A 12904-nucleotide genomic window follows, 5' to 3' on the forward strand; every position below is an offset into this window, starting at 1 on the left:
TGCCGAAGTTCCCCGCGATCGTATCCCGTTAGCTCCTTGCGCGCGCGCCGATCAGATGAGACCAAAGGTATTTTGCTGAGCCGCCACCGATGACGGCGGTTCCCGGTCGAGCCCTCGAGGCGTCTAGGCTGAAGCGCACCTACACGGGCAGGCACCTCGGTGCCTGCACACGCGTCTTGGGCCCGGACCCTGCCGATTCGCGACCCCGACTGCGGGGCCGTCCGAACCGATGAGAAGCCGATGAACCGATGGCCATTGCCGACGTCGCCGAATACGCGCACCTAACCTCCTCAGATCTCGACGCGCTCGCCGCTCGACTCGACGAGATCCGCCGCGACGTCGAAGCCAGCCGCGGCACCAAGGATCGCAACTACATCCGCCGGACGATCGCCTTTCAGCGCGCGCTCGACGTCGCCTCCCGGTTGACCATCGCTGCCACCTCGGGCAGGCGCGGGTGGTGGGTCGGCGCCGTCGGCCTGGCGGCCGCCAAGAGCATCGAGAACATGGAGATCGCGCACAACGTCGGCCACGGGCAGTGGGATTGGATGAACGATCCCGAGATCCACTCCACCACCTGGGAGTGGGACATGGCGGGACTGTCGTCGCAATGGCGCTACTCCCACAACTATCGGCACCACGTGAACACCAACGTCGTGGGCGTCGACGACGATCTGGGCTACGGCGTGCTGCGGGTGACCAGGGACCAGCAGTGGAAGCCGGAGTTCCTCATCCAGCCGCTGCGAAGTGTGTTGCTGGCACTCGGCTTCGAGTGGGGCATCGCGTTGCACGACCTGTACTCCGAACACGAACGCGCCGACGACGACGTGCCCAAGTCCGCGCATAATCGCGCACTGCTGCGCAAGATCGGCCGTCAGATGGGCAAGGACTACGTCCTGTTTCCGGCGTTGAGCCTCACGCGCTGGCGTCGAACGCTCGGTGCGAACGTCACGGCCAACGTGCTGCGAAACGTCTGGGCCTACGTGGTGATCTGCTGCGGCCACTTCGCCGACGGCGCCGAGAAGTTCGAACCCGAGACACTGGCCGACGAGACCAAGCCCGAGTGGTATCTACGGCAGATGCTGGGAAGCGCCAACTTCGACGCCGGACCGGTGATGGCGTTCATGAGCGGCAACCTCTGCTACCAGATCGAGCACCATCTGTTTCCCGATCTGCCCAGTAACCGCTACGCCGAGATCGCCACCCGCGTGCGGGCCCTCTGCGACGCCTACGACCTGCCCTATACGACGGGTCACCTGATCAAGCAGTACCTGACGACGGTGCGGACGGTGTTGGTGCTTGCACTACCGATCGGTTCACGCAGAACCGCTTTCGCCTCCGGAGGCTAGAGGTCGAGCAGCTGCAACAGGTACGCGCCGTACCCTGACTTGAGCAGCGAGTGCGCCCGCTCGACCAACTGGTCGTCGTCGATGAAGCCCAGCCGCCACGCGACCTCCTCGGGAACACCGATCTTCAGCCCCTGCCGCCGCTCGATGGTGCGTACGTAGTCGCTGGCGTCGAGCAACGAGTCGAACGTTCCGGTGTCCAGCCACGCCGTGCCGCGCGCCAGCACCTCGACGCCCAGCTTGCCCTGCTCCAGATACGTCCGGTTGACGTCGGTGATCTCGTATTCACCGCGCCCCGACGGGCGTAGGGACTTGGCGATCTCGACGACGTCATTGTCGTAGAAGTACAGCCCCGGCACCGCGTAGTGCGACTTCGGCTTGGCCGGTTTCTCCTCCAACGACAGCGCCCTGCCCTCGTCGCTGAACTCGATCACGCCGTACGCCGAGGGGTTGGCCACCCAGTAGGCGAAGATCGCGCCGCCGTCGACGTCGGCGAACCGGGCCAGGCTGGTGCCCAGGCTGGGGCCGTAGAAGATGTTGTCACCCAGGATCAAGGCGACTGAATCATTGCCGACGTGGTCGGCACCGACGACGAAGGCCTGGGCGACGCCGTCGGGCCGCTCCTGGACCGCGTAGGTGATGTTGGTGCCGAATGCCGAACCGTCCCCGAGCAATCGGGTAAAGGCCTCGACGTCGCCAGCGGTGGTGATGACCTGGATGTCGCGGATGCCCGCCATGATGAGGGTCGACAGCGAGTAGTAGATCAGCGGCTTGTCGTACACGGGCAGCAACTGCTTGCAGACACCCATGGTGATCGGATAGAGCCGCGACCCCGTTCCGCCGGCCAGGATGATTCCCCGCATACGAGCACCCTAGGACAGAAGCGCTGGGCGATGGCCGCGGAGACTAACCTGCGGCGGCCCCACCACCGCTGGGTGTCTCGGGCGCCTGCGTCGGAGGCACCGTCACCGTCTGGGTGACCGTGCTCGTGCTGGTGCTCGTCGACACCGTCGTGGACGTGCTCGGCGTCGTCGTCGTGGTGGTCGTCGTCGTGGTCGGACTCGTGGTGGTCGAGGTCGAGGAGTCCGTCGTCGAGCTCGGCGTCTCGGTCTGCGTCACCGTCTCGGCGCCGCCAGTGGGCGCCGGCGCAACGGATTCCGCGCCCGAGGTCGTCGTGGTCGAGCTGCTCGCCGTGGTGCTCGAGGTGGTGGAGGTGGAACTGGAGTCGTCGCCTCCGGTGAGCGAGACGATGGCGTAGACGATCAGCGCGATGACGATGACGCCGATCGCGCCGAGGCTCACCAACCCGGGGGCGGTGCGGTACCAGGGCCTGGGCGGTTCCGGCGGCGGCTGCTGTCCGTACTCGGGCTGTCCGTACTGGGGTTGCTGACCGTAGGGGCCCTGCGCTCCGTAGTTCGCCGCCATCGTCGGATCCCCGTGGGCCTGCGAGTCACCGCGTGGGTAGCCGCCGTACTGGGTCGGCTCGTCCTCGGAGTAATACGGGTCGTCTTGGGGTCCGCGGGGACCGTCGTTGCGCGCCACGGGGTCGAATGTACCCAGTGCGGCACCGCCCGCCGGGGACACCGACACCGGCGCGCCGATCGGCCGACGCGCCGAAACGCTCAGAAATCTTGAAGGGTTTTTTCAGACCGCTTCTACCACTTGTGGCGGCGCCGTGGTCGGCTACCTTTCGAGCCTCCTCCACGGCCTCGTTAATTTTCCGGTCAAAGGGCACGATAACGGTAATTATTCCGATCGGGGGTCATCCGCGGAGAGCCGGTACGAACAGGTGCAGCAACCGCCCACAGGCCTCCACGACGGCCGGCAGCAGAGGCCGCATCCTGGGATTTCCCAGGCCAGAGCGGTGGGACGTGGAGCCCATTCCTGGACGCCCGAGTTGCCATCCGTCATTTTTCGTAAAAGATGCAATGGCACCTCGACGGGAGGCGTACACGTAATGGACACCGTCGGGACACATGACCAAGGGATCTCACATGACCAAGTTTCAGAAGGCGGTGACCGCGGGAGTCGTCGCGGCGCTGACGACGTTCGGTGTCGTTGCCTGCGGGGGTGACACCGGTGACAGTGCCAGCGGCGGCGGTACCGGCGGCGAGATCAACGTCTCGATGACGTCGTTCCCCGACTACGTCGACCCCCAACTCTCGTACACCGTCGAGGGCTGGGAAGTTCTGTACAACACCTACACCCCGCTGCTGACCTACAAGCACGCCAAGGGTGAGGAGGGCACCCAGGTCGTGCCCGGTCTTGCCGAGGCGATGCCCGAGATCTCCCCCGACGGCAAGACCTACAAGCTCAAGCTGCGCTCGAACATGAAGTACTCCGACGGCACGCCGATCAAGGCGTCCGACTTCACGTACGCGATTCAGCGGTTGTTCAAGGCCAACTCCGGCGGCTCGGTGTTCTTCGAGACCATCGTCGGCGCCAAGGACTACGCCGACGGCAAGGCCCCCACCATCAGCGGCATCACCACCGACGACGCCACCGGCGACATCAGCATCGCGCTCACCGACGCCAGCGGCACGTTCAACAACGTGCTCGCGCTGATGTTCGCCGCGCCCGTGCCGCCGAGCACGCCGCTGGACAAGGACGCCACCAACACCCCGCCGCCCTCGAGCGGACCCTTCATGATCACGAAGGTCGAAGCGCCGCAGACGTTGACGATGGAGCGCAACCCCAACTTCAAGACCGTCAAGGACGCGGGTGCGACCGAGGTCGCCGACGCGAACGTCGACAAGATCACCGTCACCCAGAACAAGAGCAACTCCGCGCAGGTGACCGGGGTCGAGCAGAACACCATCGACTTCATGGTCGACCCGCCCGACGCCGACCGCCTGGCCGAGGTGAAGTCGAAGTTCGGCGAGCGCTTCAGCCTGAACGACTCGATCAACACCTACTACTTCTTCATGAACAACCAGAAGGCGCCCTTCAACGACATTCGGGTGCGCCAGGCCATCAACTACGCGATCGACCCGGAGGCGCTCAACCGCGTGTTCGGCGGCCGGTTGCACCCGACGCAGCAGATCCTGCCCCCGGGAATGCCGGGCTACGAGGAGTACAAGCCCTACCCGCACGACTTGGAGAAGGCCAAGGCCCTTCTGGCGGAAGCGAATCCGGCGGACAAGGACATCACCGTCTGGACCGACGACGAGCCGGACCGCAAGCGGATCGGCGAGTACTACCACGACCTGCTGACCCAGCTGGGTTTCAACGCCACGCTCAAGGTGGTCGCCGGTGACGTCTACTTCGCCACGATCGGCAACACGTCGACGCCCGATCTGGACACCGGGTTCACCGACTGGTTCCAGGACTTCCCGCACCCGGACGACTTCTTCCGGCCGCTGCTGAACGGCAAGAACATCCTGCCGACGAACAACAGCAACTACTCGCAGGTGAACCTCCCCGAGCTCGACACCAAGATGAACGACTTGGCGAAGGAGCAGCTGAGCGACGACGTCAAGAAGCAGTACGCCGCCCTCGACAAGGCCTACATGGAACAAGCGGTCTGGGCGCCGTACGGCAACGAGGAGCACAGCACGTTCGTCTCTGATCGGATCGACTTCGACAAGACGATTCCCCACTTGCTGTTCACTCAGGACTACTCCGCATTCGCCCTGAAGTGACCGGTTCAGTAGGAGAGATCGAAGCACCAGGCATTCCTCCCGTCCCGGCCGGCGTCGCCCCCGACGCCGTCCGGGGCAGGAGCCCCTGGTATTTGGCGTGGGTTCGCTTGCGACGCAACCGCGTTGCGCTCGGATTCGGCGTCCTGTTCATCGTGATCGTGCTGGTCTGTCTGGCCGCGCCCCTGTGGGCCGACCACGTGGCGCACACCGGGCCGGACGCCAACCACATCACCGACAAGGTGATGGTCGACGGTCAGGAGGAGTACGTCGTATCCCCCGACGGCACGCCAATCGGACCGGGCCTGCACGGCCGGTACCTGCTCGGCGCCGACCAGAACGGCCGCGACGTGATGGTGCGACTGCTGTACGGCGGCCGCACGTCCATCTTCATCGGCGTCGCCGCCGCACTGGTCACCACCGTGCTCGCGGTCTTGGTCGGCCTGCTGTGCGGCTACTACCGCGGCTGGATCGACGCGATCCTGTCCAGGATCATGGACGTGGTCTGGGCGTTCCCGGTGCTTCTCCTCGGCATCGCGCTTGGCACGACGCTCGCGCTCGGCGGCCTGAAGATCGGGGGTCTCGCCATCTCCGGTGACTCCGTGTGGATTCCGATCATGATCATCGGGTTGGTCTACGTGCCCTACATGGCCCGGCCCATCCGCGGGGAGATCCTGGCCCTGCGGGAGAAGGAATTCGTCGAGGCCGCCGTTGCGCAGGGCAAGGGACCGATTCGGATCATGGTCTCCGAACTGCTCCCCAACGTCATCTCGACCATCATCGTGTTCTTCACCCTCAACATCGCGAACAACATGTTGCTGGAGTCGTCGCTGTCGTTCCTCGGCGCCGGCGTGCGTCCGCCGAGCGCATCGTGGGGCACCATGATCGCCGACGGCTACCAGAACATCTACACCGCACCGCATCTCACGATCGTGCCTGGCGCGATGATCGTGTTGACGGTGCTGTCGCTCAACGTGTTCGGCGACGGTCTGCGTGACGCGCTGGACCCGCGGGCCAAGATCCGACTGGAGCACTAACCAATGTTGAGATTCGCCGTCAGGCGACTTATCGGAATGGCTGCCGTCCTCTTCGCGATCTCGGTGATCGTCTTCCTGATCTTCAATGTCATCCCCAACTCCGATCCTGCGCAACGCATTGCGGGCAAGAACGCCAATCCGGCGCTGATTGCCCGCGTCCGGGCAGACCTCGGTCTCGACCAGTCGATCGTCACCCAGTACCTGACGATGATGAAGCGGATCTTCACGGGCACGCTCACCTCGTATGCCAGCTCGCAGAACGTCGGCGAGCAGATCTGGAAGGGCCTGCCCGCCACGCTGTCGCTGTGCATCGGCGCAGCGGTGCTCTGGATGGCACTCGCCGTCGTGTTCGGCTACCTCAGCGCCGTCCACGCCGGGAAGTTCACCGACCGGACGCTGACGATTCTGGCTTTGGTCGGCATCTCGGTGCCCGTCTTCTGGCTCGCGGCAATCCTGTTGTACTACTTGAGCTTCAAGGCCCAGATCTTTCCGACCAGCAGCTACGTTCCCCTGACCAAGAACCCCGGCCAATGGGCGTATCACCTGGTGTTGCCCTGGATCACGCTCGCGGTGCTGTTCGTCGGCTTCTACAGTCGCGTGCTGCGGTCCAACATGCTCGACGTGATGAACGAGGACTACGTCCGCACGGCGCGCGCCAAGGGCATCAGCGAGCGCCAGATCCGCATCAAGCACGTGCTGCGCAACTCGATGATCCCCATCATCACGCTGTTCGGGTTGGACTTCGGCGCGGTCGTGGGCGGCGGTGCCATCCTCACCGAAACCGTGTTCAACATCAACGGTGTCGGGCTCTATGCGGGCCAGGCCATCGGCAGCCTCGACCTTCCGCCGCTGATGGGCGTCACCATGTTCGGCGCGTTCTTCATCGTGCTGTTCAACACCGTGGTCGACGTTCTGTACGCGTTCCTTGATCCACGCATCCGACTCGGCGAGGCGGCCCCAGCATGATCCTTTCCGTGAAGGACCTCACCGTCAGCTTCGCCACCGACGGCGGCGTGGTGCGGGCAGTCGAGGGCGTCTCGTTCTCGATCGACGAGGGTGAAATCTTGGCCATCGTCGGCGAATCCGGCTCCGGCAAGAGCGTCACCGCCCAGACCATCCTCGGCCTGACCCGCGCACCCAACGCAACGATCACCGGTTCGGTCGAGTTCGACGGCCGTGACCTGACCCAGCTGGACGACGAGGCGCTGCGCGAGGTGCGCGGCAAGCGCATCGCAATGATCTTCCAGGATCCGATGACGTCGCTGAACCCCGTCTACCGGGTCGGCGAACAGATCGTGGAGATGATCCGGGCTCACCAGAAGGTGTCGAAGAAGGAGGCCCGGGACAGCGCCGTCGACCTGCTGCGCTCCGTCGGAATCCCCAATCCCGAACGCCGGGTTCACGATTACCCGCACGAGTTCTCCGGTGGCATGCGTCAGCGGGTCATGATCGCGATGGCTCTTGCGCTGGATCCCGACGTGCTGATCGCCGACGAACCGACCACGGCACTCGACGTGACCGTGCAGGCGCAGATCCTGCGGCTGCTCGACAAGCTCAACCGGGAACGCGGCCTCGCCGTCGTCCTGATCACCCACGATCTCGGCGTCGTCGCCGAGGTCGCCGACCGGGTCGCCGTGATGTACGCGGGTCAGATCGTCGAGGACGCCACCCTGGAGAACCTGTTCTACGATCCGCAGCACCCGTACACCTGGGGCTTGCTTGGCTCGCTCGCCCGACTCGACCAACCGCGCCCGATCCGACTGGCTCAGATCGCCGGATCACCACCGTCGCTGTTGAATCCGCCCACCGGCTGCCGGTTCGCGGCCCGGTGTCCGCACGAGTTCGACAAGTGCTCGCAACCGCCGCCGCTGCACGGTGACCGCTGCTGGCTCGACCCGCAGGATAAACGCAGACTTCGTGACGTCGACGGTCACATCGGTCTCCGAAAGGACGTGGCGTCATGACCGGCGAACCCCTGCTCGAGGTAACCGATCTGGTCAAGCACTTTCCCGTGAAGTCCGGGGTGGTCGTGGACCGCGTCGTGGCACACGTCAAGGCCGTCGACGGCGTCAGCCTGACCATCAACGAGGGCGAGACACTCGGGCTGGTGGGCGAATCCGGCTGCGGCAAGTCGACGCTCAGTCGGACCATGCTTCAACTGACCACCCCGACATCGGGGTCCGTGAAGTTCCTCGGCGAGGAATTGGTGGGCCGTTCCCGGCGCAGCTTGCGTCCGGTGCGGCGTCAGATGCAGATGATCTTCCAGGACCCGTACGCGTCGCTGAACCCCCGCAAGCGCGTCGGGCAGATCATCGGCGAACCCATGGAGTTGCATGGGCTGGCAAATGGCCGTGACGTGGACCGGCGGGTGCAGGACCTGCTCGACCGCGTCGGGCTGAGCGCCGAGCACGCCAGCCGTTACCCGCACGAATTCAGCGGGGGTCAGCGCCAGCGGATCGGCATCGCGCGGGCGCTGGCGCTCAAGCCGAAGCTGATCATCGCCGACGAACCGGTGTCGGCGCTGGACGTCTCGGTACAGGCGCAAATCGTCAACCTGCTCAAGGACCTTCAGACCGAGCTTGGCCTGTCGTACCTCTTCGTCGCCCACGACCTCGGGGTGGTGCGGCACGTCTCGGATCGAGTGGCGGTGATGTACCTCGGCCGGATCGTGGAGAGCGCCCCCGCGGGCAAGCTCTACGACCTTCCGCTGCATCCGTATTCGAATGCATTGCTCTCCGCGGTGCCGATCCCCGACCCCAAGCTCAACGTCGCCCGCGAGCGACTGGTGCTCGAGGGCGACGTGCCCAGCCCCATCGATCCGCCGTCTGGCTGCCACTTCCACACCCGCTGCCCGTGGGCGACGGAGGTCTGCGACATCGACGATCCTCGGCTCGAGGAGCTGGAGAGCTCACACGTGGTGGCGTGCCACCATCCGCGAAACCTGGTCGAGCAGAACTAGTCTGGCTACTTCGCCGGTGCCGCTGCCGCCGAGGACGAGGCAGCAGCGGCCGAGGAGGAGGCAGCCGCCGCGGCGGCCTTGCCCTCGGGACTGGCCGCCGAGAAGCCCGGCGTCTTGGCCGACGCTTCGCCGTCGTCGCAGTTCAGCGAGACCAGCAGCTGGTTGGTAGCCGACCCGCCGCTGTTCTCCGGGGGTGGCACGGTGCGAGCCACGGTATTGGTGACCAGACAGTCGGGCCACGCCTTCTGGTCGCCTACCGTGGTGGACACCACGGGCTTGAGGCCGGCGTTGCTGATCGCGGTCTCGGCGTCGCTGTACTTCTGCCCCACGACATCCGGCGACGAACCAGCCTGCGCCACACCGGCTCCGAAGCACAGCGCCGCGGACGCGGCGGATGCCGCGAGCACCGCACCGCCTACCCAGGTGCGCATGTCAGGATCCACCCTTGGGCGCGGCCTTGGCGATCGGCTCCACGGTGGTGGGGGTGGTCCACGTCGCGGTGGCGCCCATGGTCATGGCGTTCTCCGTCGGCTGGACGTATGTCGTGCTCGCGGGGGCGTCACCAGAACCCGCCAGGTCGACCCCACCGGTGGTGGAGTGGCCGCCGCCGAGGCTGAGGATCCCCAGCGTGACGAACGCGGCGGCTCCGGCCAGTCCAAGCACTTTCACGCGCAGGCCGTCGGTCTGCATTCTCTTCTCGGTCATGGACAGATGGTGAACCGCCGACCCACGGTTAGGCTGAAATCCAACTGTGACGTTCCTTGGTGCCGCGAGCCCCGGGAGGGTCAGTACGGAAGTTGCTGCGGCTGTTGGTACACCGGCGGCGCGTAGGGCGCATAGGGGTTGGGCGCGTACGGGGCTGGTGTGGGGGTCGGCGTGGCCGGAACTTGGATCGGGATGGGCACCGGAACGAACGGCACCGTGATGTAGCTCGTCGTCATCGTCGGCGTGGTCGTCGTGGTGGTCGTGGTGGTCGTTGGCGTCGTCGTGGTGGTCGTCGGCGTGGTCGTGGTGGTGGTCGTCGTCGGTTGCGTCGTGGTGGTGGTCACGGGGCGTTCCACGGTGACGGTCTCGGTCGACGGCGGTGGGGGCGGCGGCGGCTCATTCGTCGCGGTGACGACGTTCTGGGCCGGCGGTTGCGTCGTCGGCGCCGGAGGGGGCGCCGCGACGCTGGTCGGGGGCGGCGCCGGCGGGGACGTCGCCGTGATGGGGACGGTGGTCGGCTCGGGCTTCGTCTCGTCGGTGGCGCTGGTCAGCGCAATGGCGACACCACCCACGGCGACCAGGGCGACGACGGCGGCGACGCCGACGAGCAGTTGGGGCAGGCGCAGCCACGACCGTGGCTCGTCGTCGGATCTCGGGTGATACTGCGCGACGACGCGCGTCGTCCCGGAGTCCGCGTACGGGTCGGCGTAGGGATCCTCGCCGGTGTACGGCGCCGGATCTCCGACGGTGTCGTCGTCCTGGGACCACGCAAGCGCACGGAACGCCGACGAATCCGGGGCCACCGCCTCGGTACGCGCGGTCCAGGCCCCCGTGATCAACGGGCTGGCGGCCACCCCGGTCTGTGCATCGGCGTCGGCCCCGTAGGCGGCGAAGAGTGCGGCTCCGACGGCGGCGTCCAGGGCAGGATGCGGGGTGGTGACGAACGCGTCGCCGAAGTCGTCGATGAGCCTGCTGGTGACCAGCGGGATGCGGGCACCTCCGCCCACGGCCACTACCGCCGATACATCGGAAGCGTTTATTCTGTTGCGTTGCAATGATTCTCGCAGCTCAGCCAGCACCGCGGCGAGCGGGACGTCCATCATCGCGTCGAGCTGATCGCGGGTGATGCGCACCGTCGTCCGTTGACCAGGAAGGTCGACGTGCACGTCGGCCGTCGGCTCGTCGGAGAGCTGCTCCTTGGCCAGTCGACATTCCTCGCGCAGGCGGGCCAGCGAGCCGACGGCGGCCGTGCCCGCCGGGTCCACCTCGTCGGCGATCTCGTCGAGGACGAGCGCGAGCAGCGACTGGTCGATCTGTTCACCGGAGAAGTCGGTCAGCCGCGTGGTGTCGACGGGTTCGAAGGACGCCGTGGCATCGGCGAGGGTGATGCTGGTGCCGCCACCCCCGAAGTCCAGAAGCGCCACCACGCCCCGTACGGGGAGGCCGGGGTTGGCTCCGAGCGCGGTCAGCGCGGCGACGGCATCGGAGACCAACCGGACCGGTACTCCGTTGGGCGCCAGGCTGGGCGTGGTCCGCATCGCGTCGCGAAGCGACCGCAGGGTGGCACCGTTCCAGTGCGCGGGCACGGCGACCGCGATCTGGGCGCCGACGTCACTGCCGGCCTCGGCGACCATGGCGTCGAGCGCCTCGACCATCAGCAGGTCGGCGCGGTGGGAGGAGCCGTCGCCGCCCACCAGTGGCACCGGGTCTCCGACGCGCTCGACGAACCCGCTCAGGACCTCTCCGGCCCGAGGCAGCGTCGAGCGCCGAATGACGGGCTGACTGCCGACGCGGGCCGCGACCAGGTTGGTCGTCCCGATCGACAATCCCAACGGATCGCTCATGACCCGACCACGATAACCCGTCGGGCTGTCGAGGTGAGTCAGACACTCCGCGGGGCTTGCGTGAACAGCGTTCTGCCAGCGCCATTTTGGTTTCATAGCCCGTCCATAGCCCCCACCCACCCGAACGATGATTTGACGGTGGCGTCAACCAAAGTGTCGGCAACGTGCTCCCGGGCGACGACGCCTGTGTTGCAATGACCAGATGGGTGACATTGAAGACATTCAGCGGGTCAAGTACCGGTATCTGCGCGCGCTCGACACCAAGCACTGGGACGAGTTCGCCGACACCCTCACCGAGGACGTGATCGGCGACTACGGCGAATCCCTCGGCGAGACGCATCACTTCACCGATCGGGCCACCCTGGTCGAGTTCATGCGCACGTCGATGCCCGCCGACGTCATCACCGACCATCGGGTGACGCACCCCGAGATCGAGGTCGACGGCGACGAGGCGACCGCGATCTGGTACCTGCAGGACAAGGTGATCGTCCCGAAGTTCGACTTCATGTTGATCGGCGCCGGGTTCTATCGGGATCGCTACCGCCGCACCGCCGACGGCTGGCGGATCAGCGTGACCGGCTATGACCGGACCTACGACGCGTCGTTCTCCACCAAGGCCCTCGACTTCAACGTGAAAGCCGGTCGCGCCATAGCGCTTTAGCTACTTCGAGACGGCGATCAGTGCACCGGGGCGCAGCCACTTCACGAGCCCAACCAGGGTGTCGTCGTCGATGCTGACGCACCCGGCCGTCGGACCACCGTCGCTGGAGTGCAGGAAGAATGCGCCGCCGTTGCCGGGGACCCGGGCCTTGTTGACGCCCATCACCACGGCATGCCGGTACTGCGGGATCTGAAGGTTCTCAGTGCCACTGCTCGGATCGGTGTCGAACGGGCACTGCGCCTTCTTGCAGACCTGCATGGTGTTGTAGGTCGGACTCTTCATGTCACCGTCCCACCAGTGGTCCGGGCCGACCTGGACGTACGACAAGCCGCCGCCCGGATTGGGGGCGGTGCCGAAGGCGAAGTCCAGGCTGAAGACGCCCATCGGCGTGAGCATCTGTCCGTCGTGGGTCTGCGGTGCCATTCCCTTGGCGCCGACGTGGGCTGGAATTCCCGCCGCGACGGCTTGCCAGCCAGCCGCGGTGCGCTCGTAGACGTCGACCTTGGCATTCGAACCGCCAACTCCCACAACGGAAATCACCTGGGTGGCGTTGCCGACGCTCGGAGCGAACCAGGGCGTCAACTCAGCTCGGGCGGCCGGTGCCAGCATCAGACCGACCGCCAACGCGCACAGCGAGATCAGCAGTCGACGCACGCCGTCAAGGGCAACACACCACATTCTCGAGGTCAAGTAAAGGTTTAGCAACGGTCGCGGCTC

13 protein-coding genes are annotated in these 12904 nt (G+C 66.1%); 7 read left to right on the plus strand and 6 right to left on the minus strand.

The window, feature by feature from the left end:
* Positions 1 to 248: 248 nt before the first annotated feature.
* Complete coding sequence (locus tag ABZ195_RS15545; protein ID WP_355219132.1) at positions 249 to 1346, plus strand: fatty acid desaturase; 1098 nt, start codon at positions 249 to 251, stop codon at positions 1344 to 1346.
* On the opposite strand, the gene rfbA is transcribed toward ABZ195_RS15545, so the two are convergent.
* Both rfbA and ABZ195_RS15555 read right to left on the minus strand, forming a co-directional pair.
* Positions 1343 to 2206, minus strand: coding sequence for a glucose-1-phosphate thymidylyltransferase RfbA (rfbA, locus tag ABZ195_RS15550; protein ID WP_355219134.1), 864 nt, complete (start codon positions 2204 to 2206; stop codon positions 1343 to 1345). The genes ABZ195_RS15545 and rfbA overlap by 4 nt on opposite strands.
* A 43-nt stretch (positions 2207 to 2249) precedes the next feature.
* Positions 2250 to 2885, minus strand: a complete 636-nt coding sequence (locus ABZ195_RS15555; protein ID WP_355219136.1) for a hypothetical protein — start codon at positions 2883 to 2885, stop codon at positions 2250 to 2252.
* Positions 2886 to 3337: 452 nt separating this feature from the next.
* On the opposite strand from ABZ195_RS15555, the gene ABZ195_RS15560 reads away from it, so the two are divergent.
* From ABZ195_RS15560 to ABZ195_RS15580, 5 genes are read left to right on the plus strand one after another with little or no spacing between them, the layout of a single operon-like run.
* Positions 3338 to 4984 carry an ABC transporter substrate-binding protein gene (locus ABZ195_RS15560; RefSeq protein ID WP_355219138.1) on the plus strand — a complete coding sequence of 549 codons (1647 nt, stop codon included), beginning with the start codon at positions 3338 to 3340 and terminating at the stop codon, positions 4982 to 4984.
* A 32-nt stretch (positions 4985 to 5016) separates the two neighbouring features.
* Positions 5017 to 6018 (plus strand): ABC transporter permease, encoded by a 1002-nt coding sequence (locus tag ABZ195_RS15565; RefSeq protein ID WP_355219257.1) that lies wholly within the window; start codon positions 5017 to 5019, stop codon positions 6016 to 6018.
* Between the two features lie 3 nt (positions 6019 to 6021).
* Complete coding sequence (locus tag ABZ195_RS15570; protein WP_056550971.1) at positions 6022 to 6984, plus strand: ABC transporter permease; 963 nt, start codon at positions 6022 to 6024, stop codon at positions 6982 to 6984.
* Positions 6981 to 7982 carry an ABC transporter ATP-binding protein gene (locus tag ABZ195_RS15575; protein ID WP_355219141.1) on the plus strand — a complete coding sequence of 334 codons (1002 nt, stop codon included), beginning with the start codon at positions 6981 to 6983 and terminating at the stop codon, positions 7980 to 7982. The genes ABZ195_RS15570 and ABZ195_RS15575 overlap by 4 nt, the downstream gene beginning before the upstream one ends.
* Positions 7979 to 8977, plus strand: coding sequence for a dipeptide ABC transporter ATP-binding protein (locus tag ABZ195_RS15580; protein ID WP_355219142.1), 999 nt, complete (start codon positions 7979 to 7981; stop codon positions 8975 to 8977). Before ABZ195_RS15575 ends, ABZ195_RS15580 begins: the two co-directional genes overlap by 4 nt.
* A gap of 5 nt (positions 8978 to 8982) precedes the next feature.
* Here ABZ195_RS15580 and ABZ195_RS15585 read toward each other — a convergent pair whose 3' ends face one another.
* The 3 genes from ABZ195_RS15585 to ABZ195_RS15595 all read right to left on the minus strand — a co-directional run bounded on the left by ABZ195_RS15585 (position 8983) and on the right by ABZ195_RS15595 (position 11526).
* Positions 8983 to 9408: a PASTA domain-containing protein gene (locus tag ABZ195_RS15585; protein ID WP_355219144.1), complete on the minus strand. Its 426-nt coding sequence runs from the start codon at positions 9406 to 9408 to the stop codon at positions 8983 to 8985.
* A gap of 1 nt (position 9409) precedes the next feature.
* Positions 9410 to 9682 carry a hypothetical protein gene (locus ABZ195_RS15590; RefSeq protein ID WP_355219145.1) on the minus strand — a complete coding sequence of 91 codons (273 nt, stop codon included), beginning with the start codon at positions 9680 to 9682 and terminating at the stop codon, positions 9410 to 9412.
* An 80-nt stretch (positions 9683 to 9762) separates the two neighbouring features.
* Entirely contained in the window at positions 9763 to 11526 is a 1764-nt protein-coding gene (locus ABZ195_RS15595) for an Hsp70 family protein (RefSeq protein WP_355219147.1), read from the minus strand.
* Between the two features lie 202 nt (positions 11527 to 11728).
* Here ABZ195_RS15595 and ABZ195_RS15600 point away from each other — a divergent pair, with 202 nt between their 5' ends.
* Positions 11729 to 12187, plus strand: a complete 459-nt coding sequence (locus ABZ195_RS15600; protein ID WP_355219149.1) for a nuclear transport factor 2 family protein — start codon at positions 11729 to 11731, stop codon at positions 12185 to 12187.
* On the opposite strand, the gene ABZ195_RS15605 is transcribed toward ABZ195_RS15600, so the two are convergent.
* Complete coding sequence (locus ABZ195_RS15605; protein WP_355219151.1) at positions 12188 to 12841, minus strand: L,D-transpeptidase family protein; 654 nt, start codon at positions 12839 to 12841, stop codon at positions 12188 to 12190.
* Positions 12842 to 12904: the final 63 nt, after the last annotated feature.

The sequence above is a fragment of the Mycobacterium sp. NPDC006124 genome (genome assembly GCF_040614235.1).
In the GTDB taxonomy this organism is placed as follows: Bacteria; Actinomycetota; Actinomycetes; order Mycobacteriales; family Mycobacteriaceae; genus Mycobacterium.

Bases quoted from the DNA above. Each gene is read 5' to 3' on its own strand.
- ABZ195_RS15585 (WP_355219144.1), bottom strand. From the start codon at position 9,408: ATGCGCACCTGGGTAGGCGGTGCGGTGCTCGCGGCATCCGCCGCGTCC.
- ABZ195_RS15595 (WP_355219147.1), bottom strand. From the start codon at position 11,526: ATGAGCGATCCGTTGGGATTGTCGATCGGGACGACCAACCTGGTCGCG.
- rfbA (WP_355219134.1), bottom strand. From the start codon at position 2,206: ATGCGGGGAATCATCCTGGCCGGCGGAACGGGGTCGCGGCTCTATCCG.
- ABZ195_RS15570 (WP_056550971.1), top strand. From the start codon at position 6,022: ATGTTGAGATTCGCCGTCAGGCGACTTATCGGAATGGCTGCCGTCCTC.
- ABZ195_RS15560 (WP_355219138.1), top strand. From the start codon at position 3,338: ATGACCAAGTTTCAGAAGGCGGTGACCGCGGGAGTCGTCGCGGCGCTG.
- ABZ195_RS15545 (WP_355219132.1), top strand. From the start codon at position 249: ATGGCCATTGCCGACGTCGCCGAATACGCGCACCTAACCTCCTCAGAT.
- ABZ195_RS15580 (WP_355219142.1), top strand. From the start codon at position 7,979: ATGACCGGCGAACCCCTGCTCGAGGTAACCGATCTGGTCAAGCACTTT.
- ABZ195_RS15575 (WP_355219141.1), top strand. From the start codon at position 6,981: ATGATCCTTTCCGTGAAGGACCTCACCGTCAGCTTCGCCACCGACGGC.
- ABZ195_RS15600 (WP_355219149.1), top strand. From the start codon at position 11,729: ATGGGTGACATTGAAGACATTCAGCGGGTCAAGTACCGGTATCTGCGC.
- ABZ195_RS15590 (WP_355219145.1), bottom strand. From the start codon at position 9,682: ATGACCGAGAAGAGAATGCAGACCGACGGCCTGCGCGTGAAAGTGCTT.